18 protein-coding genes, 1 tRNA gene and 1 riboswitch are annotated in these 21376 nt (G+C 44.8%); of the genes, 6 read left to right on the top strand and 13 right to left on the bottom strand.

Going from position 1 to position 21376, the window contains the following annotated elements; genetic code table 11:
• Nucleotides 1-63: 63 nt before the first annotated feature.
• The 10 genes from oppF to moaA all read right to left on the bottom strand — a co-directional run bounded on the left by oppF (nt 64) and on the right by moaA (nt 9050).
• Nucleotides 64-1077, bottom strand: coding sequence for a murein tripeptide/oligopeptide ABC transporter ATP binding protein OppF (oppF, locus tag R7093_RS03320; RefSeq protein WP_005387265.1), 1014 nt, complete (start codon nt 1075-1077; stop codon nt 64-66).
• Nucleotides 1056-2027: an ABC transporter ATP-binding protein gene (locus tag R7093_RS03315; protein WP_005380792.1), complete on the bottom strand. Its 972-nt coding sequence runs from the start codon at nt 2025-2027 to the stop codon at nt 1056-1058. Before R7093_RS03315 ends, oppF begins: the two co-directional genes overlap by 22 nt.
• Nucleotides 2028-2054: 27 nt before the next feature.
• Complete coding sequence (gene oppC, locus R7093_RS03310; RefSeq protein ID WP_017633861.1) at nt 2055-2957, bottom strand: oligopeptide ABC transporter permease OppC; 903 nt, start codon at nt 2955-2957, stop codon at nt 2055-2057.
• Between the two features lie 15 nt (nt 2958-2972).
• Nucleotides 2973-3893, bottom strand: coding sequence for an oligopeptide ABC transporter permease OppB (oppB, locus tag R7093_RS03305; protein ID WP_005380786.1), 921 nt, complete (start codon nt 3891-3893; stop codon nt 2973-2975).
• A gap of 128 nt (nt 3894-4021) precedes the next feature.
• Nucleotides 4022-5698, bottom strand: coding sequence for an ABC transporter substrate-binding protein (locus tag R7093_RS03300; protein ID WP_017633862.1), 1677 nt, complete (start codon nt 5696-5698; stop codon nt 4022-4024).
• A 531-nt stretch (nt 5699-6229) separates the two neighbouring features.
• A complete protein-coding gene (gene moaE / locus R7093_RS03295; RefSeq protein WP_017821374.1) occupies nt 6230-6685 on the bottom strand; it encodes a molybdopterin synthase catalytic subunit MoaE in 456 nt (151 codons plus the stop codon).
• Between the two features lies 1 nt (nt 6686).
• A complete protein-coding gene (gene moaD, locus R7093_RS03290; protein ID WP_017636051.1) occupies nt 6687-6944 on the bottom strand; it encodes a molybdopterin synthase sulfur carrier subunit in 258 nt (85 codons plus the stop codon).
• Nucleotides 6941-7420 (bottom strand): cyclic pyranopterin monophosphate synthase MoaC, encoded by a 480-nt coding sequence (gene moaC, locus R7093_RS03285; protein WP_005380779.1) that lies wholly within the window; start codon nt 7418-7420, stop codon nt 6941-6943. Before moaC ends, moaD begins: the two co-directional genes overlap by 4 nt.
• 26 nt (nt 7421-7446) lie before the next feature.
• A complete protein-coding gene (gene moaB, locus R7093_RS03280; RefSeq protein ID WP_042523114.1) occupies nt 7447-7959 on the bottom strand; it encodes a molybdenum cofactor biosynthesis protein B in 513 nt (170 codons plus the stop codon).
• 101 nt (nt 7960-8060) lie between these two features.
• Nucleotides 8061-9050: a GTP 3',8-cyclase MoaA gene (moaA, locus tag R7093_RS03275; protein ID WP_017636052.1), complete on the bottom strand. Its 990-nt coding sequence runs from the start codon at nt 9048-9050 to the stop codon at nt 8061-8063.
• Nucleotides 9039-9173, bottom strand: a riboswitch (molybdenum cofactor riboswitch). Its footprint overlaps the gene before it by 12 nt.
• Nucleotides 9174-9348: 175 nt before the next feature.
• Here moaA and R7093_RS03270 point away from each other — a divergent pair.
• A complete protein-coding gene (locus tag R7093_RS03270; RefSeq protein ID WP_005388931.1) occupies nt 9349-10245 on the top strand; it encodes a YvcK family protein in 897 nt (298 codons plus the stop codon).
• Nucleotides 10246-10382: 137 nt separating this feature from the next.
• On the opposite strand, the gene luxU is transcribed toward R7093_RS03270, so the two are convergent.
• The 3 genes from luxU to uvrB all read right to left on the bottom strand — a co-directional run bounded on the left by luxU (nt 10383) and on the right by uvrB (nt 14454).
• Nucleotides 10383-10727 carry a quorum-sensing phosphorelay protein LuxU gene (gene luxU / locus R7093_RS03265; RefSeq protein ID WP_213866428.1) on the bottom strand — a complete coding sequence of 115 codons (345 nt, stop codon included), beginning with the start codon at nt 10725-10727 and terminating at the stop codon, nt 10383-10385.
• The gene (gene luxO, locus R7093_RS03260) at nt 10724-12130 is read right to left on the bottom strand and encodes a quorum-sensing sigma-54 dependent transcriptional regulator LuxO (protein ID WP_005380768.1); all 1407 of its coding nucleotides are present in this window, start codon (nt 12128-12130) and stop codon (nt 10724-10726) included. Before luxO ends, luxU begins: the two co-directional genes overlap by 4 nt.
• Nucleotides 12131-12423: 293 nt before the next feature.
• On the bottom strand, nt 12424-14454 hold the full coding sequence (uvrB, locus tag R7093_RS03255) for an excinuclease ABC subunit UvrB (protein ID WP_017636056.1): 2031 nt from the start codon (nt 14452-14454) through the stop codon (nt 12424-12426).
• 559 nt (nt 14455-15013) lie between these two features.
• Here uvrB and R7093_RS03250 point away from each other — a divergent pair.
• The 5 genes from R7093_RS03250 to rsxC form a co-directional block, all read left to right on the top strand.
• Nucleotides 15014-15089 (top strand) — tRNA-Asn (locus R7093_RS03250).
• Nucleotides 15090-15439: 350 nt separating this feature from the next.
• Nucleotides 15440-17737 (top strand): formate C-acetyltransferase, encoded by a 2298-nt coding sequence (gene pflB, locus R7093_RS03245; protein WP_047103457.1) that lies wholly within the window; start codon nt 15440-15442, stop codon nt 17735-17737.
• Nucleotides 17738-18042: 305 nt separating this feature from the next.
• Nucleotides 18043-18621 carry an electron transport complex subunit RsxA gene (gene rsxA / locus R7093_RS03240; RefSeq protein WP_005380762.1) on the top strand — a complete coding sequence of 193 codons (579 nt, stop codon included), beginning with the start codon at nt 18043-18045 and terminating at the stop codon, nt 18619-18621.
• 3 nt (nt 18622-18624) lie between these two features.
• Nucleotides 18625-19221 carry an electron transport complex subunit RsxB gene (rsxB, locus tag R7093_RS03235; protein ID WP_005380760.1) on the top strand — a complete coding sequence of 199 codons (597 nt, stop codon included), beginning with the start codon at nt 18625-18627 and terminating at the stop codon, nt 19219-19221.
• Nucleotides 19222-19229: 8 nt separating this feature from the next.
• On the top strand, nt 19230-21376 hold a 2147-nt coding region (gene rsxC / locus R7093_RS03230), incomplete at its 3' end, for an electron transport complex subunit RsxC (RefSeq protein ID WP_318146501.1).

Raw genomic sequence — 21376 nt, 5'->3', positions numbered from 1 at the left:
CAGACACATAAAAAAAGCGCGACCCGATGAAGGTGTCGCGCTTAAGCCCGTCACAGGCTGAATTTATACACTAACGTGTAAACAAGATACCGCGTGAACGTCATTACCTAAAATGGTTGGCTTCGTCTTCGCACACTCTTCGGTTGCTTGTGGGCAACGAGTGCGGAATACACAACCCGACGGTGGGTTGATAGGTGAAGGAAGATCACCCTCTAGCATTTGGATTTTCTTATTGCGCTCAATATCCGGGTCCGGGATCGGAACCGCAGACATCAGCGCACGCGTATATGGGTGCTTAGGATCAGCAAACAGAGCCTCGGCCTCGCCAAGTTCCACGGCATTACCTAAATACATAACTAAAACGCGATCTGAAATGTGTTTAACGACAGACAAGTCATGCGCAATGAATACCAGAGAAAGCCCTAACTCTTTTTGAATCTCTTTAAGCAGGTTAACAACCTGAGCTTGAATAGATACATCAAGCGCCGATACTGGCTCGTCACAAATGATCATCTTAGGCTTAAGGATAAGCGCACGCGCTATCCCGATACGCTGACACTGACCACCCGAGAACTCGTGTGGGTAACGGTTAATCACGTTAGGTAATAGGCCAACTTTCGCCATCATCTCTTTAACGCGATCTTTCACTTCCTGCTTAGACAGTTCTGGATAGAATGTCTCAAGAGGTTCAGCGATGATATCACCAACAGTCATACGCGGATTCAGCGATGCCAATGGGTCTTGGAAAATCATCTGAATTTCTTTACGCGTCTCACGGCGCTGAACGCTTTTCATTTTAGTAAGGTCTTGACCCAACCACACTACTTGGCCGTCAGTAGCTTCAACCAGACCAATGATGGCACGAGCAAACGTCGATTTACCACAACCTGATTCACCTACTACACCAAGCGTTTCCCCTTCGTATAGTCGAACATTCACGCCATCTACCGCTTTCAGGCTCGAAGGCTTTGACCACGGCCATGCCGACTTTGAGGCAATGCTGAAGTGAACTTTCAGCTCAGAAATGTCCAGAATTAGTTTTTTGTCTACTGCGTTCATTTGTTCCAAGCCTCCCATTCAGAAAAACATGCACGCTGACGACCATCACCAAATGGTGTCAGAATTGGCGCCTCGCGCTTACAACGATCCATCACACGGTGACAGCGCTCTTGATAAGGGCAGCCCGGCGGTAAACGAAGCAAGTTTGGTGGATTGCCAGGAATGGTCGGCAGAATTTCACCCTCAGTATCGAGGCGAGGAATCGCCTTCAGCAGACCCTCCGCATAAGGATGGCTTGGATTATAGAAAATTTCGTTTACGTTGCCGTACTCCATGGTACGGCCTGCATACATCACCAGTACCTTGTCACACGAACCTGCAACCACACCAAGGTCGTGCGTGATCATGATGATCGCTGTGTTGAACTCAGATTTCAGCTCATTCAACAAGTCCATGATCTGTGCTTGTACCGTCACATCAAGTGCTGTTGTTGGCTCATCGGCAATAAGCAGTTTAGGACGACATAACAACGCCATCGCGATCATTACACGCTGACGCATACCGCCTGAAAACTCATGCGGGTACATCGTGATACGCTTACGCGCTTCAGGGATTTTTACCGCTTCCAGCATGCGTACTGATTCTTCAAATGCTTCCGCTTTGCCCATGCCTTTGTGCAGCATAAGCACTTCCATCAACTGATCACTCACTTTCATGTAAGGGTTCAGTGATGTCATTGGGTCTTGGAAGATCATTGCGATCTGTTCCGCACGCACTTTGTTCAGTTCTTTTTCTGGTAAGTTTAGGATTTCTTTGCCTTCAAACTTTGCGCTACCAGAAATAATACCGTTCTTAGCCAAAAGGCCCATGATTGCGAATACGGTTTGAGATTTACCTGATCCCGACTCTCCAACGATACCTAAGGTTTCGCCTTGGTTGAGAGAGAAGTTCAAATCGTTTACTGCGGTTACGATACCATCTTGCGTGGTGAATTCGACGCGCAGATCTTTGACATCTAATAAGCTCATCATTGCTTCCTTAATCTTATCTTTTAATTATCTGTCTTTTGGATCCAGCGCATCGCGCAGGCCGTCACCAACGTAGTTGAAGCAGAATAGCGTCACAACCATGAACACTGCTGGGAATGCCAGCTGCCAGATTGCTACTTCCATTGTCTGTGCACCTTCTTGTAGAAGAGCGCCCCAACTTGTCATTGGTTCCTGAACACCAAGACCAAGGAATGATAGGAATGATTCCGTTAGAATCATACTTGGGATAAGCAGCGTAGAGTATACTGCTACAATACCCAGTACGTTCGGTACGATATGACGAGTAATGATTTTCCAGTTGCTTACACCACACACATGTGCCGCTTCGATAAACTCCTTGCTGCGTAGACTAAGAGTCTGACCACGTACGATACGCGCCATATCTAGCCATGCGATAGCACCAATCGCAACGAAGATCAGCATGATGTTACGACCGAAGAATGTTACCAGTACAATCACCAGGAACATAAACGGTACCGCGTATAAAATTTCTAGAATACGCATCATTACGCGGTCAACTTTACCGCCGATGAAACCAGATGCTGCGCCGTAGAGCGTACCAATCAGTACCGCTACAAATGCCCCCATAACACCTACCATCAACGAAATACGACCTCCAATTAGCGTACGCACGTATAAATCACGGCCTAAGCTGTCAGTACCAAACCAATGGTCAGCATTCGGTGCAACGTGCATCGCGTACCAGTCAGTATCATCAAATGTGTACGGTGCGATCATTGGCAGGATAATAACCGCCAACGTCATTAGAACAAGAAGGAATAAGCTCACCATCGCCGCTTTGTTGCGCATGAAACGGATACGAGCATCTTGCCAAAGACTGCGACCTTCAATCTCCAAGTTTTCGGAGAATTTCTCAATCGCTTCTAGGTTTTCTTTTTTCGTTAACATAACCAAACGTCCCTGTTAGTAGCGAATTTTCGGGTCAATCATTGCAAGTAAAATATCTACAATCGCGTTGAATAGAATAAATAGGAAACCAATCAGAATGGTTACCCCCATTACTAGCGAGTAGTCACGGTTAAACGCAGCGTTAACGAATAGTTTACCAATACCAGGCAGACCAAAAATGGTTTCGATAACAACGGAACCGGTGATGATACCTACGAAAGCTGGACCCATGTAAGAAACAACAGGGAGAAGTGCCGGCTTAAGAGCGTGTTTGATAATGATGTAACGGTAACTTAGACCTTTAGCACGTGCCGTACGAATAAAGTTACTGTTTAGGGTTTCGATCATCGAACCACGCGTGATACGAGCAAAGGTAGCAACATACAGTAGCGACATACCAATAACAGGAAGCACTAAATACTGCCAGCTACCATCTTGCCAACCGCCCGCAGGGAAGATATTCCAGTGAAGCGAGAATATGTAGATAAGCGCAGGCGCCAATACAAAGGATGGCATTACGACACCAAGCATCGCAGTCGACATAATGGTGTAATCAATCCAAGTATTTTGCTTGAGCGCAGCAATGGTACCGACGGTAACCCCCATTATCAAAGTAAAGATAAAGGCGATGAAGCCCACTTTAGCCGAAACAGGTAAGGCAACCGCGATCAGCTCGTTTACTGAGTAATCAAGGTATTTAAATGACGGTCCGAAATCACCTTGGATAACATTGGTCAAATACGTGGTGTATTGTTCAAATACAGGTTTATCCAAGCCATATTTAGCTTCGATATTTGCCATTACTTCGGGTGGCAATGGACGCTCTGTCGAGAAAGGGTTTCCCGGTGCAAAGCGCATAAGAAAGAAAGATACGGTGATCAAAACCAACATTGTTGGGATCGCCTCAAATATCCTTTTTGCGATGAATTTAAGCATAAACTCACTCTTTCAGTCTGTGACAGTTAAATTAAAGAAGTCGTCCAATTCTTTTGGACTAAAGATAGGCGCTACATGCAATTTCTCACATGTAGAGCCTCATTTTTATAGTTCTATCGAGTTACGAATTACTCTGTGATGTAGAGATCTTTAGAGTAAATCTTGTCTTCCGCGTTATTTACTGGGAAGCCACCAACTTTCGGTGATAGTAGACGTGATTTCACGTACTGGTAGATAGGTGCGATTGGCATATCTTTTGCCATCAACTTCTCTGCTTCTAGGTAAAGTGCTTGGCGCTCTTCGTCAGAGGTTGAAGCAAATGCTTTGTTCATGATCGCATCGTACTCTTTGCTGTCGTAGTGAATACCACCAGTAGTGTTATTACTCATCATCAGCGTTAGGAAAGATGAAGCTTCGTTGTAGTCGCCACACCAACCTGCACGAGCAACCTCAAAGTTGCCAGAATCTTTGGTAGATAGGTAAGTTTTCCACTCTTGGTTTTCTAGCGTAACGTCTAGACCAAGCGTCTTCTTCCACATTGAACCCAGTGCAACCGCAAGTTTCTTGTGGTTCTCTGATGTATTGTATAGAAGGTTAAATTCAAGAGGGTTGTCTGCGCCGTAACCCGCTTCTTCCAATAGACGCGCAGCTTCTGCGTTACGCTCTTCTTGCGTCATTTTGCCGTATGCAGGGATTTCTGGGTTGAAACCTGCCGTAATTTCAGGTGTTAGGAAGTAAGCTGGCTTTTGACCTTGACCTAAAATCGCATCAGTCACAATGTTACGGTCAATCGCATAAGAAATCGCTTTACGCACACGAACATCATCAAACGGCTTTTTCTTCGTATTGAAGATGTAGTAGTAAGTACATAAGTTACCGGTTACAGACACTTCTTGTGGGTGCTCTTTCTTCAGACGCTTGAAGTGCTCTGTAGGCAGCTCGTTCGTGAAGTCGATTTCACCCGCTAGGAAGCGGTTCATTTCCGCTACTTGGTTCTCGATTGGTAAGAAAGTCACTTGGTCAAGCGTCGTGTTTTCGTTGTCCCAGTACTGTTCGTTACGTTTTAGAACCAAACGCTCGTTTACAACCCAGTTGTCAACAACATAAGCACCGTTACCTACAAAGTTCTCTGGCTTCGTCCATTGATCGCCGAACTTTTCAACAGTTGCTTGATGAACAGGTTTCACTGTCGTGTGGCCCATCATCATTACAAAATATGGTACTGCAGTATCTAACTCAACCACTAACGTGTGGTCGTCAACCGCTTTAACACCTAACTCGCTCTTATCTTTTTTACCCGCAACAATGTCTTTTGCGTTCTTCATCTTGGTGTATTCCATGTACCAAGCATATGGAGAGGCGGTTGCTGGATCGACTGCACGTTGGAAGCTGTAAACGAAATCACCTGCAGTGACAGGATCACCGTTTGACCATTTTGCGTCTTCACGTAAGTGGAAAGTGTATGTTTTGTTGTCTTCAGTTTCCCAAGATTCTGCAACACCAGGGATAGTGTTACCGTCCGCATCTTGGTTTACAAGGCCTTCAAGAAGATCGCGAATCACGTGGGATTCTGGAACACCTTGAGATTTATGAGGGTCTATTGTCGCAACTTCTGTACCGTTACCACGCACCAATTCTTGAACAGCAGCAAGTTTTGGCTCTTTAGAATCAGATTTAGCTTCAGGGGCTGGAGCCGGAGCAGGCTCAGCAGCTTGTTTCTCCGCAGGCTTTTCACCACAACCAGCTAGAGCGAGAGAAAGACCAGCACCAATAAATAAAGCGCGCGTGATTTTATTCTTATACATGCGTAAAACTCCAAATTTTTTCGTTAGCATCCATGACTTCTTTGTAAGGGCCTGGAACGGTCAGAGTTTTAGATTTTTTTAGTGCACTTTCTGAGCACAAAAGTCTAAAACCTTACAAAGACTGCGGCACACATTAGCAATCATTGAAGTAATTTGCCATAAAAATGTAGCAAAAAAACCAATAATGCTGACTAAACCACACATATCTAGCAGTAAACTCTAACCCCAAAGCATTCACCAGCCAAATAAAGACCAGAAGCGACATTTAACAGGCGAAACTTTCGATTAATCTGAGTTTAAACCATTTACTAGCATCTTATGCTAGATATTTACACATCATTTAACATTTATGACAAATCAAGTCTAACAAATAATTGTTTATATATTGGGCAAAAAACTTTTATTGTGAAGAATATCACCAGACAAAAGATAGGAAATATTGAAACAAAGTGAGCAATACAATGAAGATAAATACAAAAAAAGCTAAGTACCATTAGCACTTAGCTTTTTTCACTAGAATGCGGGTTAGTTCTATTTTTCCCAACGCTGTGCAGCTTGATGATCGGTGTCGCGCGACTCAACCCAACGATCTTCATTCGTCGTACGCTCTTTTTTCCAAAATGGTGCTTGGGTTTTCAGATAATCCATGATGAACTCGCACGCATCAAATGCCGCGCCGCGGTGCGCACTGGAAACGCCCACAAATACAATTTGATCACCGCTATCCATGTCTCCGACACGATGAATCACGCGTACACCTAATAGTGGCCAGCGAGACTCAGCTTGATCGCAAATGTCGCTCAAGCTCTTCTCTGTCATCCCCGGATAGTGCTCTAGATGTAAACCAATGACATTATCCCCAAGGTTCATATCTCGAACTTTACCAACGAATGTAACGACAGCGCCGGCAGCCGTCCCTTCAGATAGACGTTGATATTCTTGCTCGACCGAAAAATCTTCAATTTGTACAGAAACACGAGAATCCATCTTAACCCCCAGTTACCGGCGGGAAAAACGCAACTTCGTCACCTGCTTTTACTTGTGTATCCAGAGGGACGATGGATTGGTTCACTGCAGCAAGTAGCTTTCCTGGCTCGAGCGCTAAATCCCACTTGCCATCTTTCTCAGTGCCTTCTTCCACTAGATGTGCACGAATTGATTCAACCGTTTCAAACGGCCCGTCTAACTCGACACTGTCGATGCCAATCAGCTCGCGAGTTTGAGCAAAGAAAAGTACTTTAATCATGATTCCACCTTAAAGTGACCAGATTTACCACCCGTTTTCTCTAATAGACGAACTTGACCAATAACCATGTCTTTTTGTACTGCTTTACACATATCGTAAATCGTTAGAGCAGCAACGGAAGCTGCCGTGAGCGCTTCCATTTCCACGCCAGTTTTACCCGCAAGTTTACATACTGATTCGATGCGAACTTTGTTTTCTGCTTCGATAGCTTCCAGTTGAACTTCAACTTTAGAGAGTAGTAGCGGATGACAAAGTGGAATCAAATCCCAGGTTTTCTTCGCAGCTTGAATACCAGCAATACGAGCCGTCGCAAATACATCACCTTTATGGTGCTGGCCAGAGACAATCAGTTGAAGTGTTTCTGGGGCCATGTGAACAAATGCTTCAGCACGAGCTTCACGAACCGTCTCCGTTTTTGCTGACACGTCAACCATGTTTGCTTCGCCAGAAGCATTGATATGTGTAAATTGGGTCATTGTTTTTCCTTCGCTTTTAGGAAAGGTTATACAGATAGGTGTGGCATGAAGTTACAAGGGCGATGACTTGCATCCAACTGCTGTTTAATAATTTTTGTCCAGCCTGTGCGACACGCACCCGTTGAACCTGGCATTGCGAAGATCACGGTGTGGTTAGCAAAACCAGCAATCGCACGAGACTGAATCGTAGACGTACCGATCTCTTCGTACGACACCATACGGAACAACTCACCAAAACCTTCAACTTCTTTATCAAATAGAGGCTTAAGTGCTTCTGGCGTGCTATCACGTGAGGTGAAACCTGTACCGCCAGTAATCATGATCGCTTGTACGCTTTCATCAGCAATCCATTGAGAAACAATCGCGCGGATCTTGTACATGTCATCAATAACAATTTGCTTGTCTACTACGTTGTGACCCGCTTCTTGAGCATGCTCAGCTAGGTAACGACCAGAGGTATCGTTTTCTTCAGAACGAGTGTCAGATACCGTTAGAACGGCAATATTTGCAGGTTGGAATTTGCTTTCAGCGTGACCCATTTGTTCACCTATTCTCTTAATTAGCTTTGATACGCTTGGTATCGATTCGGAAAAAGTTAGAGCCAGCTTATCAGTGAACTCGCTCTAAAAATTGAATGAAGTTAGCCGCCGATAGACGCGAGGTGTGGCGTCATACCAGTATTGCCATCATGCAAGAAATGGCTTACCGACTTGGTTTGTAACTGCGCCTGGATACGTTCAATAAGCTCACTTTCTTGCTCATCACGTTCCAAAAGATCACGCAATTCTACACCGTGGTCTCCAAACAGACATAGGTGCAGCTTACCCATCGCAGAAACGCGCAGTCGGTTGCAGCTTTCACAAAAGTCTTTTTCATAAGGCATGATAAGACCTATTTCACCCTTGTAATCAGGATGAACAAATACTTGCGCAGGACCATCATTATGCGAGCGCACTTTCAGCAACCAACCATTTGCAATTAGCTGGTTACGAATTGCCACTCCGGATACATGGTGCTTATTAAATAGCTCATCCATCTCACCCGTTTGCATCAACTCAATGAAACGCAGTTGGATTGGACGATCTTTTATCCAGTTAAGAAACGCTGGCAGCTCGTGATGGTTCAGATCTTTCATCAACACCACATTAACTTTTACTTGCTCATAACCGACCTCGAACGCACGTTCGATACCATTCATGACTTCAGTAAACTTATTTTCACCTGTGATTTGATGAAACATACGCGGGTCAAGGCTATCCACACTGACATTAATGTGGGTTAAACCCGCTTCACGCCAATCTGCGACTTGTTTTGCCATGCGATAGCCATTGGTTGTCGTTGCAACTTTTTGAATGCCAGGCGTCGCCGCTACTGAATGGATAATGTCGGTAAAATCTTTGCGTAAGCTAGGCTCACCACCAGTGATGCGCACTTTTGACGTGCCACAATCAGCGAATGCTTTTACGACCCGTTTGATTTCAGGGAGAGATAAAAAAGACGAGTTTTTATTGCCCGAAGGCTTATAGCCATCAGGAAGGCAATAGGTACATTTGAAATTACATACGTCGGTCACAGACAGACGCAAGTAATAAAACTTACGATGAAATTTGTCTTCGAATTGTTGCGCCACGGAACACCTTTCCAAACACGGGAGGCATGGCCATTTCCAATCATGCCCTTGTGACAGTATGCCACTGGCTCAAAACGCTTATCCAAGGACTTAGCAATAGTGAGCTCGGAGTTATGGCAACCAGAGATATGAAATCTCTGATAGCTTTGCGGTGTAAAATACTTAATATTTGTAATGGAATCCAGACTTGAGTGATAAAAAACTCTCTAGAGACACAATTTACCGCTAAGTGAGTACCTTTAAGACACTCCTTAAGATAAATTGTAGCCGTTTTTTATTAGATTATTAGAAGAACATAATGAATATCTACACAGATAAAAAAGTGGTCGCTGTTGGCGGTGGTCATGGCTTAGGTCGAATGCTGGCCGCATTACGAGATTTTGGCAGCAATGCAACTGGGATTGTTGCCACGACTGACAATGGTGGTTCAACAGGAAGAATTCGTCACTGCCAAGGAGGAATCGCTTGGGGAGACACACGTAACTGTATTAATCAGCTCATTACAGAGCCTTCAATCAGTTCGATGATGTTTGAATATCGCTTCAAAGGCACTGGCGAACTTGATGGTCATAATCTTGGTAATTTGATGCTTACTGCACTCGATAACTTATCGGTCAGGCCTTTAGATGCCATTAATCTGATTCGCAATATGTTAAAAGTCGACGTTAACATCCTTCCTATGTCCGAACACCCTTCGGATCTTTCCGCGTTATCCGTAGATGGGAAGTGGGTTACGGGAGAAACAAATGTCGACGAAATGAAAGCAGACTTGCGACGTTTGGATCTTTCACCAGAAGTACCTGCTACCAAAGAAGCCATCACAGCTTTGGCGGAAGCGGACGCGATTATTCTTGGCCCTGGCAGTTTTTTAACTAGTATCATGCCTCCTTTATTGCTGCCTGAACTCGGCAAAGCGATTGCAGCAAACACAAAAGCAAAAGTCATTTTTGTTGCTAACCTGAGTCCAGAATACGGCCCAGCGGGACGAATGACGATGGCTCAAAAATTAGAATGGTGTGAACGTGCCTGTCAAGGAAGAAAAATAGACGTGGTTCTAGCAGAGAAAACCGAGCAAGACGTCTTAAGTCAATGGAATGTAGTGACGGAGTCACTCGCCTCCTCTAACCGAGACTGGCGTCACGATAGAAACAAGCTCAAACTAGCGATTGAAAATCAGCTACAACTTTCTATTTAAGAGCACGTTACCTGGCTAGCGCCCTCTTTTAAGGTGTTTATTGATAATGAAAACCCTTCTGTCATCGAAGGGTTTTAGTTCAGGCATCCAGTAAAAACAGATGTTTACTAAGAAAAAATGGTTAATAGAAAAAATAGCTACTGTCGCCAAGAGCGATAAGCATCTCGAGTTTCGTGCAAAAGATCGAACATAGCCTCTAACTCCTCAGACTCCGCAGTCAACTCACCGGCTTTCGCTTTTTTGTCTATGGACATCGCCAGTTCACAAAGGCGATCTGCCCCAAAGCTCGCAGCACTACTTTTCAACGCGTGGCTGATTTCTTTTGAGTAAGCTAATCGCTCTGCCCCCTGCAGTTTGGATAAGTTCTCGATATAGGTATCCATTTCTCCTAGGAAGATATCGAACAGTACAGGTACGTTGTCACTGCCAATTTCCATCGACAGTTCATCTATTTTTTGCTGATTTAATACATTTACACTCATACTTTTTGCCGCTCTTCCTTGCCGTTCCATGCCTGTAACTTGCGGTAAATCGTCGACGGACTGACATCAAGGTATCCCGCCGCTCGAGGAATATTGCCATCACATGCTTCAATCGCTTGCTCGATTGCCATTTTTTCCGTCATCCATAATGGCATAATCTCAGATGCGGTCATCGCTTTCGGCTCAATTAATTTAGCCACAGACGACGGACGGTCAAGCGGTTGATTCAACGGTGGCGGTAACATGTCCAACGTAATCTCTTTACCGTTGTTTAGAACAACGATGTTGCGTAGCACGTTTTGTAACTGACGAACGTTACCCGGCCACTCATAGCTGTTGAATCGCTCGATGACATCAGGCGCAAAACGTATGAAGCTTTTTCCTTCTTCGTGTGACATGTAACCTAGCAGTGAGTATGCAATTTCAATAACATCTTCGCCTCGTTCGCGTAAAGGCGGTAAATGCAAAGGAATGACATACAAACGATAGTACAAATCTTCACGGAATCGACCTTCTTGTACCTCTTTCCAGGGATCACGGTTAGTGGCACACACAAAGCGCACATCCACGCTCTTCATTTTTGAGGAACCCACTTTTTGGAATGTGCCCGTTTGAATAAATCGTAGCAACTTGGTTTGTAAATCCAAGTCCATCTCACAAAGCTCATCTAGAAAAAGTGTGCCGCCATCCGCTAACTCAGCTGCCCCTTGACGATCATTCGCAGCGCCAGTAAAGGCCCCTTTTACGTGACCAAACAGTTCACTCTCAATCAAATCTTTTGGAATTGCAGCACAGTTAATTGCAATAAAAGGTTTGTCACCACGTTTACTTGCTGCGTGAATAGCCTCAGCACATACCTCTTTACCAGTACCACTTTCACCTGTGATAAAAATACTCGCTTTACTGCTCGCCGCTGAATCTATCGTACGGTAAACCTGCTGCATGGTTTGGCTACTGCCGATAAACCCCTGATAGCTCTGATTGCCTGGATTATCGGCTTCATTTTTTAGCTTGGTCGCTTTACGAATTGCATTGTTAACCGTGACACGTAAACGGTCTGCCTCACACGGTTTAATTAGAAAGTCTTGTGAGCCATGACGCATGGCCTCGACCGCGGTATCGATAGAACCATGCGCTGTCATAAAGATTATAGGTACGTCGGGATGACTCTTTTTAACGGCATGTAAAACGTCCATCCCCGTCATATCTGGCAGACGGAGATCGAGTAAAATAAGATCTGGAATTCGATGATTTAGGCTCTCAATGGCATCCCTACCTGTGCCGACAATATTGATATCTATGCCAAGCGGTGTCAGGTATGAGCGGTACAGAGCCGCAACAGATGCGGTGTCCTCGACCATTAAAAGGTAACGAGACTTTGGGCCTTCGGGTTTTTGTTGCATAACCTAGCTATTATTTTGTTGTGTTTTAAACAATAATCGCATTACGCTTTGCATTTTGCAAATAACATTAGCTAAATTATGGGCAAAGGAAAAAATTCAAAAATAATATCAATTATTTAAAAAGTGGCACAAACCATGCTGTAACGATAGTGACCCCTCGGGTCACCTAGCCAACTGACGTTGTTAGTGAACGATATGTTCACAAAACAAGCCAATAGACCCGACTGCCTATTGGCTTCTTTTTTTTTTACAAGCGACCTAAAATGCTTGGATAGCTAAATCGGTAAGTTTGTTCAACTATTTGCGATGAACTGCGCTCGTAGTTTTTCAATCTCGTCACGCTTTTGTGCCGCTAACTCAAATTCTAAATCTTGCGCATGCTGATACATCGCCGCCTCCAGTCGACTGATTTCTTTTTCTAGCTGCTGAGGGGACAGTGCCTCGTAAGTTTGCGAAGGCTCCGCCACTTTCGATAATGGTACCTGTTTAGTGTTACGCTGGCGTTTAGACTTAGTGATATCGCCAAGTTCCATGATGTCTTTGATATTTCGTTTGAGCGCTTGTGGCGAAATACCCATTTCTTCGTTGTACGCTTCCTGCTTCTCGCGACGACGGTTAGTTTCATCCATCGCCTTTTTCATTGAGTTGGTGATTCGGTCAGCGTATAAAATCGCCTTACCTTCGATGTTTCGTGCAGCACGACCAATGGTCTGAATGAGTGAGCGTTCAGACCGCAAGAAGCCCTCTTTATCCGCATCCAAAATTGCAACTAACGAGACCTCTGGCATATCCAGGCCCTCTCTCAATAAGTTTATTCCCACCAACACGTCAAATTCCCCAAGACGAAGGTCACGGATAATTTCCACACGCTCAACAGTATCAATGTCTGAGTGTAAATAACGTACCTTAACATCATGTTCGTGAAGGTATTCGGTGAGATCTTCAGCCATTCGTTTGGTGAGTGTTGTAACCAGAACTCGCTCATCTTTAGCAGCGCGAATACGAATCTCAGACAATAGGTCGTCGACTTGGGTCGCTACTGGGCGAACCTCCAACTCAGGGTCAAGCAAGCCTGTAGGACGAACGACTTGATCCGCTACATCACCCGCCGATTTTTCTAGTTCGTAATTTCCAGGAGTAGCAGAGACGAAAATCGTTTGTGGCGCTAGTGCTTCAAACTCCTCAAACTTCAGTGGACGATTATCCAAAGCTGAAGGTAACCGGAAACCAAACTCCACCAGCGTTTCTTTACGCGAACGGTCGCCTTTATACATGGCACCTATCTGCGGTACTGTCACGTGAGATTCATCGATGATCAACAAGCCATCATGAGGTAAGTAGTCAAACAGGGTTGGTGGCGGCTCACCTTCCGAGCGTCCACTGAGATAACGAGAATAGTTTTCGATACCGGAGCAAAAGCCCAACTCATTCATCATTTCGATATCGAATTGAGTGCGCTGGCTAATTCGCTGCTCTTCCAGTAGCTTGTTGTTATCTAGAAGCTGCTTTTTGCGCACTTCTAGTTCGACTTTAATATTTTCAATCGCTTCAAGAATGCGATCTCTTGGCGTCACATAGTGCGTCTTGGGATAGATGGTATAGCGCGGCAAGTCTCGTTGTTTGACCACGCCTGTCAATGGGTCGAACACACTGATGCAATCCACCTCATCGTCAAACATCTCAACGCGCACAGCGTCTTGGTCTGATTCAGCAGGGAATATATCAATCACCTCGCCACGGACACGGAACTGCCCTCGCTCAAAAGCAACATCATTGCGCGAGTATTGGAGCTCCGCTAGGCGACGAAGCATATCACGCTGATCAATCACATCTCCACGTCGCAAATGAAGCATCATTTGTAAGTAGGATTCCGGATCACCCAAACCATAGATAGCTGAAACCGATGCAACAATAATGGCATCTTTACGTTCTAGTAGTGCTTTTGTAGCAGACAAACGCATTTGTTCTATATGCGCGTTAACTGAAGCGTCTTTCTCTATAAAGGTATCCGTGGTCGGAACGTACGCTTCAGGTTGGTAGTAATCATAGTAAGAAACAAAATACTCAACCGCATTATTAGGAAAGAATGACTTCATCTCACCATATAACTGAGCAGCAAGCGTTTTGTTTGGCGCAAGTAATATTGCAGGTCGTTGGGCTTGAGCAATCACATTCGCTAGTGTGAAGGTTTTACCTGAGCCTGTGACCCCCAACAATGTTTGATGTGCTAGCCCAGCATCGAGCCCCTCAAGCAACTGATTGATCGCTCCTGGTTGATCGCCCGACGGCTGATAATCGGAAACCAATTCATAGACTTTACTCATACCCTTCCTCAATTTTACTGCGCTAAGGCTGTATATATATACACCTTAGCTAATGAAATCTACGTCTATCGAGAATTTAACCATCATTGTTAATAAATTTTCTTGTTTGTCTAGAATGCTATAGCCATACAAAAGTGACTCTGATATAGTACTTCGCCCTAGTTGAAGAGCCACACACATTCTTCACATTATAGTTTCCACAACTTTTCCCCAAAAATTAGCTTAAAACTTTCTTATCCCCAAAAGATTGATTTTTATCCACTTTGAATACCTTTTGATTAACATCGATAAATCTCTGTTTTATTTGCTTATTTTACGCATAACTCCGACTAAAAATTCATTAAATAAAAACCTAGTTGCATATCAATTTTCTTTACCCAGATCTCATCAACATACTTATCCACAAATTTAGTGGATAACTAACCTCGAGCCTTTACTGGCAAGCCATACAGAAAAGTAAAGCCCTTAAATCAATATTTTTTGCTAAAAATGTATTTTTTTACTGTTGACAGTAGTTTGAGTGCTCGGTAAGATTCTTCCCGCTTTCAAGCAAAGCAATTCCTCCTTAGCTCAGTTGGTAGAGCGACGGACTGTTAATCCGCAGGTCGCTGGTTCGAGCCCAGCAGGAGGAGCCAGATTATAGAAAAGCCGTGTCGCAAGACACGGCTTTTTTGTATCTTAATCACCATGAAATCTAAGCCAATCTAGGCGCCATAAAATCACACCGAAATAAGTTCAAATTACAGAACTCATAACATTGTCATAGATAGTGTTCTCACAGCACCACACATTTAATTCTGTCTCTTTTCTAGCAAAACACAATCGTAAATATTTGAATCTATTATTAATGCAATTTAATCATTAAAAAAATGAAAAGCATTCATTTTACTCATAATAAATAAATCCATACGATTAAAAGGGTTAAGAATGGTTCCGTCCTACTCGTCGCCTCCATTCTAATTATCAATAACTTAGGGATTTACTTATGACTATTCCGACAACTGACATGCTAGATGCATGGGCTGGATTTACTGCTGGTGAATGGCAAAACTCTGTCAACACTCGTGACTTCATCCAAAAAAACTATACACCCTATGAGGGAGACGAGACTTTCTTAGCTGAAGTTAGCGAATCCACTTCAGCATTATGGAACCAAGTGCTTGAAGGCATAAAACAAGAAAGCCGCACACACGCCCCTATTGATTTTGACACAGACTTGCCCTCAACAATCACTTCCCACGATGCAGGCTACATCAACAAAGATCTGGAAAAGATCGTTGGCTTACAAACTGATCAACCGCTAAAACGTGCAATCATCGCCAATGGCGGGATTCGCATGGTAAAAAACTCGTGCGAAGTTTATGGCCGCGAGCTAGATCCAACGGTTGAAAAAATCTTCACTGAATACCGTAAAACTCACAACAAAGCGTGTTTCGACCTTTACACCCAAGAAATTCTGGCGTGTCGTAAATCAGGCATCATCACGGGCCTTCCTGATGCCTATGGCCGTGGTCGTATCATTGGTGACTATCGTCGTCTCGCCCTATACGGTATCGACTTCTTAAAAGCAGACAAAAAAGAGCAATACAACTCAACACAAACGTTCTTAGAACAAGGCAACGATCTTGAGAAAACACTTCGTCTGCGCGAAGAAATAGCCGATCAAGTTCAAGCGCTTGAAGACATTCGTCAAATGGGTCTGAAATACGGCATTGATATGTCGCTACCTGCAAAAACTGCACAAGAAGCGATCCAATTTACCTACTTTGGCTACCTAGCGGCGGTTAAATCGCAAAACGGCGCAGCAATGTCACTGGGCCGTACTTCGACTTTCCTAGACGTCTATCTAGAACGCGATATAGCAAACGGTTTGATTGATGAATCACAAGCGCAAGAAATGATTGACCACTTCATCATGAAGCTACGCATGGTTCGCTTCCTACGCACACCAGAATACGATTCATTGTTCTCTGGCGACCCAATCTGGGCAACCGAAGCCATGGCTGGTATGGGCGTTGATGGCCGTACGCTAGTATCTAAAACGACATTCCGGTACTTACATACACTACATACTATGGGCCCTGCTCCTGAGCCAAACATGACGATTCTTTGGTCAGAGCAATTACCTGAAGCGTTCAAACAATATGCTGCAAAAGTGTCGATTGATACCTCTTCGGTTCAATACGAAAACGACGATCTAATGCGTCCTGATTTCGACAATGACGACTACGCGATTGCCTGTTGTGTGAGCCCGCAGGTTGTTGGTCAGCACATGCAATTCTTTGGTGCACGTGCCAACCTTGCAAAAGCACTGCTTTACACCATCAATGGTGGTATCGATGAAAAATCGAAAGCGCAAGTGGGTCCGGTAGTGGACAAAGTTCAAGATGAAATTCTCGACTTTGACGCTTTGATGCTTCGTTTCGACAATATGTTGGAGTGGCTAGCAACGCAATACGTCACAGCGTTGAACATCATCCATTACTCACATGACCGTTACAGCTACGAAGCATCACTGATGGCATTGATGGATCGCGACGTGCACCGCACCATGGCGTGTGGTATTGCAGGTCTGTCTGTTGTCGCTGACTCTTTGGCGGCAATTAAATACGCGACCGTGAAGCCTGTTCGTGATGAAGATGGCATCGCCGTTGATTTTGAAATCGAAGGTGATTATCCAAAATTTGGTAACAACGATGCCCGTGTTGATGACATCGCTTGTGATCTAGTTGAGCGCTTCATGAAGAAAATTCAGAAGATGCACACCTACCGCGAAGCAGTGCCAACTCAATCGATTTTAACAATCACATCTAACGTGGTTTACGGTAAAAAAACGGGTAATACACCTGATGGCCGTCGCGCAGGTATGCCTTTTGGACCGGGTGCAAACCCAATGCACGGTCGTGATGAAAAAGGGGCGGTTGCGTCTCTGGCATCGGTTTCTAAATTACCGTTTGCTTACGCTAAAGATGGTATTTCTTACACTTTCTCAATTGTGCCGAGCGCATTGGGTAAAGATGACTTGAGTCAGAAGAAGAACCTAGCTGCGCTAATGGATGGTTACTTCCATCACGAAGCAAGCAACGAGGGCATTGCGATTGAAGGTGGTCAACACCTTAACGTCAACGTTCTGGACCGAGAGATGTTATTGGATGCGGTTGAACATCCAGAGAAATACCCTCAGTTGACGATTCGAGTGTCTGGTTATGCGGTACGTTTTAACTCTCTAACGACAGAGCAACAGCAAGACGTCATCACTCGTACCTTCACAAGTAAGATATAAACACAGTCCATCAAGCACTCAGAAAGTTTAAATAATTAGCTTGTAAATATGCGTTGCCCGCCTCTCTTTTCTACCTGGGAGAGGCGGGCTTTTTTTAAAATCACACATTAGATGAAAATTAATAGGTAGTATCCTCTCGCTAACAATACATTCAGCAAACGATTCAATTTCTTATTGATTCATCAAAATACATCAATTAGACGACTATTTTTCCATCGTGTATGTAAAACCACATCGTTCACTGGTTGTTATTGGTGTCACAAAACACGATAATATCAAGATCGGATTTTAAGAACGTAATAACTATGACCGAATATGTTTTGTTGTTGGTCGGCACTGTGCTGGTGAACAACTTTGTACTGGTGAAGTTTTTGGGCCTATGTCCTTTCATGGGCGTGTCCAAAAAACTGGAAACAGCAATAGGTATGGGCTTAGCGACAACTTTTGTGCTAACGCTCGCGTCAGTGTGTGCGTATTTAGTGGAAAGCTACATCCTTCGTCCACTGGGTATTGAGTACCTTCGAACCATGAGTTTTATTTTGGTGATAGCCGTTGTGGTGCAGTTCACCGAAATGGTTGTGCACAAAACCAGCCCGACGCTTTATCGCTTGCTTGGCATTTTCTTACCGCTGATCACAACAAACTGCGCAGTATTGGGCGTGGCACTTCTTAACATTAATGAAAACCATAACTTTATTGAATCGATCATCTACGGCTTCGGCGCCGCTGTTGGTTTCTCATTGGTGTTGATACTTTTTGCATCCATGCGAGAGCGCATAGCCGCCGCCGACGTTCCTGTACCTTTTAAAGGTGCATCAATAGCAATGATTACAGCAGGTTTAATGTCACTCGCCTTTATGGGCTTTACAGGTTTGGTGAAGTAAGCGATGAGTACGATTTTAATTGCGATTATCGCGTTAGCGGTTCTGGCTGCGATTTTCGGCGCGATACTTGGTTTTGCTTCTATTCGCTTTAAAGTTGAAGCGGACCCTATTGTGGATCAAATCGACGCCATTTTACCGCAAACTCAATGCGGTCAATGTGGCTACCCTGGTTGCCGCCCTTATGCTGAAGCAATTGCAAATGGCGACCACATCAACAAATGTCCACCTGGTGGTCAGGCAACAATCGAAAAGCTCGCCGACTTAATGGGTGTTGAGCCAGAAGAATCTGCGCACGATCTCGACAGCAAAATTCCAACCGTTGCGTTTATTCATGAAGACATGTGTATTGGCTGCACTAAGTGTATTCAGGCGTGTCCGGTGGATGCAATTGTAGGCGGAACAAAGGCGGTCCATACCGTAATCAAAGACGAATGTACGGGCTGTGACTTGTGTGTTGCCCCATGTCCGACTGATTGTATTGAAATGATTCCTGTGGCAACGACCACAGAAAGCTGGAAGTGGCAACTTCACTCCATTCCGGTACTTAACATTACGGATGCTGCCGACAATGCAGCGAACGTGAAAGATTCAATTAAGTAAGGTTTCACATGTTGTCTTTGATTGAACAAATTCGTACAGGCGCGCTTTGGGATTTCCCAGGTGGTGTGCATCCGGCAGAAAATAAAAAGCAGTCCAACAAAACTGAACTCGCTCATGCGGCTATCCCGTCAGAAATTGTATTGCCGCTAAAACAGCACATTGGTAAAGCGGGTAACCTACTGGTTGCCGAAGGTGACTACGTATTAAAAGGTCAGCCATTAACGCAATCGGAGACCGGCTTTACGGTTCCAGTGCATGCTCCAACATCAGGTACGCTCACCGCGATTGAGCCACGAACTGTCGCGCACCCTTCTGGGTTAAGTGAGTTGTGCGCAGTCATCACGCCTGATGGGAAAGATACATGGTGTGAAAGAAACCCCGTCGCAGATTACCAACAAGAAACCCCTGACGCACTGATTGATATTATTCGTCTCGCTGGTATTTCTGGTATGGGTGGCGCAGGCTTCCCTACTGCAAAAAAAATCCAATCAGGTTTTGCTCGTACCGAGATTCTTATCGTTAATGCAGCAGAGTGCGAGCCATACATCACGTCTGATGACAAGCTCATGCAAGAACATGCCGAAGAGCTTATTCAAGGTATCGAAATTGTCGAACATATCCTGACACCAAAGCTCACGATTATTGGCATTGAAGACAACAAACCAGAAGCAATCAAAGCGCTAGAAGCTGCGGCTATAAACAAAGATATCGTTATTCGCGTTATCCCAACTAAATACCCTTCTGGCGGTGAAAAACAGCTGATCAAAATTTTAACCAATAAAGAGGTGCCAAGTGGCGCGATTCCAGCCGATATTGGTATTTTGGTTCAGAATGTTGGTTCTCTTTACGCTATAAAACGCGCAGTCATCGACGGTGAACCGATGATAAAGCGCATCGTGACTCTCACTGGTAAAACCTTCAAACAACCACGCAACGTTTGGGCATTGTTAGGGACACCAGTACAAGCACTGTTGGATGAGTTTGGCTATAAAGCAGATAAGAAGTTACAGCGTTTAATTATGGGTGGGCCAATGATGGGCTTTACCCTTCCTCACTCCCAAGTGCCGATTACCAAGACAGCAAACTGTATCCTTGCTCCGACTCGTCGTGAGATCTCTCCGCACCAGTATGAGATGGAATGTATTCGCTGTAGCCAATGTGCAGAAGCGTGCCCTGCTTCGCTGCTGCCTCAACAACTGCAATGGCATGCAAAAGCTGAAGAGTATGACAAACTCGAAGAATTAAACTTAAAGGATTGTATCGAGTGCGGCGCTTGTGCGTTTGTATGTCCAAGTGAAATTCCGCTCGTACAGTACTACCGTCAAGCGAAAGCAGAAATTCGAACTAGAACACAAGAAGCGGAAGCTGCAGAGCGAGCAAAACTGCGTTTTGAAGAGAAAAAAGCGCGTATGGAACGCGAAAAAGCAGAACGTGAAAATCGCTTCAAGAAAGCTGCCGATCAGCGCCGTAAAGAGATGAAGTCTTCTGGCGGCGATGATGCGATAGCAGCAGCAATCGCACGAGTGAAAGCTCAAAAGACAGAAACCACTGAAAAAGCAGAGCCAGCAGTAAAACCAGCCGTAGCGGCAGCCATTGCCAAAGCGAAGGCTAAACAAGCGGCAGCAGCTAAAGCAGGCTCTAGTGAACCTGATAACTCAGAAATGGCAAAACTGCGCGAAGAACGCAAACGTCTTGCTCGCGAACGTAAAGCGCAAAAAGAACAAGGCGAAACGCCAGACAATAACGCTGATGATAAAAAATCGGCAGTTGCGGCCGCCATCGCCCGAGCTAAAGCGAAAAAAGCACAACAAGAAGATTCAACTGAATCTGTAGAATCGGAAACGTCTGCACAGCAAGACAGCGATCCGAAGAAAGCCGCAGTTGCCGCTGCAATTGCTCGAGCCAAAGCGCGCAAAGCGAAGCAAGCAGACTCAACCGAAGCGGAAGAAGCTGACGCACCTGCCGAGCAAACCGACGATCCGAAAAAAGCCGCCGTGGCTGCTGCGATTGCACGTGCCAAAGCACGAAAAGCGAAGCAAGCAGACTCAACTGAAGCGGAAGAAGCTGAAGCACCTACTGAGCAAACCGACGATCCGAAAAAAGCCGCCGTGGCTGCTGCGATTGCACGTGCCAAAGCACGAAAAGCGAAGCAAGC

It is taken from the genome of Vibrio sp. 1580 (assembly GCF_033340055.1).
The sequence above is the reverse complement of the archived record's forward strand: the minus strand, read 5'-3'. Positions and strand labels throughout refer to the sequence as shown.

What these genes read in the sequence shown, in the direction of transcription:
- oppF (WP_005387265.1), bottom strand. Translation starts at nt 1,077, where the DNA reads ATGGGAGGCTTGGAACAAATGAACGCAGTAGACAAAAAACTAATTCTG.
- R7093_RS03315 (WP_005380792.1), bottom strand. Translation starts at nt 2,027, where the DNA reads ATGAGCTTATTAGATGTCAAAGATCTGCGCGTCGAATTCACCACGCAA.
- oppC (WP_017633861.1), bottom strand. Translation starts at nt 2,957, where the DNA reads ATGTTAACGAAAAAAGAAAACCTAGAAGCGATTGAGAAATTCTCCGAA.
- oppB (WP_005380786.1), bottom strand. Translation starts at nt 3,893, where the DNA reads ATGCTTAAATTCATCGCAAAAAGGATATTTGAGGCGATCCCAACAATG.
- R7093_RS03300 (WP_017633862.1), bottom strand. Translation starts at nt 5,698, where the DNA reads ATGTATAAGAATAAAATCACGCGCGCTTTATTTATTGGTGCTGGTCTT.
- moaE (WP_017821374.1), bottom strand. Translation starts at nt 6,685, where the DNA reads ATGGATTCTCGTGTTTCTGTACAAATTGAAGATTTTTCGGTCGAGCAA.
- moaD (WP_017636051.1), bottom strand. Translation starts at nt 6,944, where the DNA reads ATGATTAAAGTACTTTTCTTTGCTCAAACTCGCGAGCTGATTGGCATC.
- moaC (WP_005380779.1), bottom strand. Translation starts at nt 7,420, where the DNA reads ATGACCCAATTTACACATATCAATGCTTCTGGCGAAGCAAACATGGTT.
- moaB (WP_042523114.1), bottom strand. Translation starts at nt 7,959, where the DNA reads ATGGGTCACGCTGAAAGCAAATTCCAACCTGCAAATATTGCCGTTCTA.
- R7093_RS03270 (WP_005388931.1), top strand. Translation starts at nt 9,349, where the DNA reads ATGAATATCTACACAGATAAAAAAGTGGTCGCTGTTGGCGGTGGTCAT.
- luxU (WP_213866428.1), bottom strand. Translation starts at nt 10,727, where the DNA reads ATGAGTGTAAATGTATTAAATCAGCAAAAAATAGATGAACTGTCGATG.
- luxO (WP_005380768.1), bottom strand. Translation starts at nt 12,130, where the DNA reads ATGCAACAAAAACCCGAAGGCCCAAAGTCTCGTTACCTTTTAATGGTC.
- uvrB (WP_017636056.1), bottom strand. Translation starts at nt 14,454, where the DNA reads ATGAGTAAAGTCTATGAATTGGTTTCCGATTATCAGCCGTCGGGCGAT.
- pflB (WP_047103457.1), top strand. Translation starts at nt 15,440, where the DNA reads ATGACTATTCCGACAACTGACATGCTAGATGCATGGGCTGGATTTACT.
- rsxA (WP_005380762.1), top strand. Translation starts at nt 18,043, where the DNA reads ATGACCGAATATGTTTTGTTGTTGGTCGGCACTGTGCTGGTGAACAAC.
- rsxB (WP_005380760.1), top strand. Translation starts at nt 18,625, where the DNA reads ATGAGTACGATTTTAATTGCGATTATCGCGTTAGCGGTTCTGGCTGCG.